The sequence below is a fragment of the Streptomyces sp. genome (genome assembly GCF_050698815.1).
Classification (GTDB): Bacteria; Actinomycetota; Actinomycetes; order Streptomycetales; family Streptomycetaceae; genus Streptomyces.
In genome coordinates, this window is record NZ_JBOHCV010000343.1 from 1 (window position 1) to 1,892 (window position 1,892).

Genomic DNA, 1,892 nt, shown 5'->3' on the forward strand with positions numbered 1-1,892 from the left:
TAGGCCGGCACATGATCGACGCCGGGTGGGGTCGCATCGTCAACATCTCGAGCATCTCGGCGGTCGGCGACGCCGGCCGGGTCGGCTATGCCAGCGCGAAGGCCGGTCTGATCGGCTTCACCAAGACGCTCGCCCTCGAACTCGGACCGCGCGGCGTCACGGCCAACGCCATCGCACCCGGCTTCGTCGTGAGCGACATGACCAGGGCGTCCGCCCGCAGACTCGGCCTCGACTTCGCCGACTTCCAGCGCAACGCGGCCCAGTCCATCCCGGTCCGCAGGGTCGGCCTGCCCGAGGACATCGCGCACACCGCGTCGTACCTGGTGAGCCCCGAAGCGGGGTTCGTCTCCGGCCAGGTCCTCTACGTGGCCGGCGGCCCAGTCGACTGACGTGGCCGACCGCCGCCCCGGTACGGGCTCGGATCGGCTCGTACCGGGGCGGCGGGAAGACTGGTCAGGAGAAGACGACCGAACGCACCTTCAGGCGCTCGGAGGCATGACCGACATGGGGGCGCAGGCTGAAGTAAGGCCCCGAGCAGTCGGTGCCGGCGAAGACCGTCGCGGTCGAGCCGGTGAAGTTCCTCGGCGTGTGCGCGGGCGTCGTCCAGTCGGACGCGACCTCGGGGAGGGTCAGGCACACCCCGCTTGGCGGGTCGGTGAGTTGGCCGGCCTGCGGGGTTCCGTTGGAGTCGTTGTAGACGTACGTGAAATCTCCCTGAGCGGCACTGGCGGAACCAGGCAGGGAAAGCGCAAGCACGAGGGCACCGGCAGCGGCACCGAGCACGTGACGAAGAGGCATGAGTACCTTCTTTGTGTGGGGGTGTCCATTCCACCCCGCCACTGCCCCCAGAGGTGTCCCCTGATCTGCCGCATCACCGGTACGAGGGCTGACGAATCGATCCGCCTTACGCCGAATGGGCTGTATGCCGCGCCGAGTGCTCTGACGCCGATCAAGGCGTACTGACCGGCTGCCCCACCAGAGAAGTGACCGGCATCAACCGAACGGTCGGGGCAGCACGGTTCGTACGCCCGTCGCTGGACTCTCCAGCTGCCGGCTCGAGCGGAATCCCTGTCCTGTGCGCCGTCGTGTCGAGTCGTACGGGACGGGGCGGCACCTTGAAGACCGGCGTCACCGCATCTGTTCGGTCAACCGGCCGGCGACCGGCGCGTTCCGTCCGAGCGGCCCGGCCCCGAGCGGCCCGGCCCCGAGGGGCGCGTTCCTGTGCTTCACCGGCCGCCGGCCCTGACCGCGCACCGTCACTGTGTTCGGTCTAGTCTCGCCCGGACGGTGTGACCCGGGCAGTCGGAGGTCTTGGTGGCGGAGTATGCGGAGTACGCCGATACGAAGGTCGGCCCCGTCCGGCTGGCGTACCACAGCGCCGGGGACGGCGGGACGCCGATCGTCTTCGTGCACGGGGCCTCCTGCGACCGCTCGTATTTCGCCCCGCAGTTCACGCACTTCGCCCGGTCCCACGCCGTCGCCGCCCTGGACCTGCGAGGCCACGGCGACAGCACCCGCCCCGACCCGGCCGTCCCCGGCGCGTACGACGTCGCCGCCTTCGCCGACGACACCTTCGCCGTCGCCGCAGCGGCGGGCTTCGACCGTCCGGTCGTCATCGGCCACAGCCTCGGCGGCCTGGTCGCGTTGGCGTGCGCGGCCCGGCCCGACGCCGTACGGGCAGCGGTGCTGGTCGACCCGGCGCCGATTCTGAACGAGCGGCACAAGGCGTTCTTCGCCCGGACCGCCGAAGACATCGCGGCCGACACGAACGGCGACTGGCGCCGGGGCTACATCGGCAAGCTGCTCCCGCCCTCGGACACCCACCGCCGGGCCGAGATCATCACCGGGGCCGGCGCACTGCCGCCGGCTGTCGCCGCCGCGACGTGGCGCGC

At 71.1% G+C, this 1,892-nt stretch carries 3 protein-coding genes; 2 read left to right on the plus strand and 1 reads right to left on the minus strand.

What is annotated here, in order from left to right; all coding sequences use genetic code 11:
* Positions 1–389: SDR family oxidoreductase (locus ACRDP3_RS12600; RefSeq protein WP_431516994.1), on the plus strand; the 389-nt coding region annotated here is incomplete at its 5' end.
* 64 nt (positions 390–453) lie between these two features.
* Here ACRDP3_RS12600 and ACRDP3_RS12605 read toward each other — a convergent pair.
* Positions 454–798, minus strand: a complete 345-nt coding sequence (locus ACRDP3_RS12605; protein ID WP_431516995.1) for a hypothetical protein — start codon at positions 796–798, stop codon at positions 454–456.
* Positions 799–1,314: 516 nt separating this feature from the next.
* Here ACRDP3_RS12605 and ACRDP3_RS12610 point away from each other — a divergent pair.
* Positions 1,315–1,892 (plus strand): alpha/beta fold hydrolase (locus ACRDP3_RS12610; protein WP_431516996.1); only part of this gene is annotated, 578 nt, incomplete at its 3' end.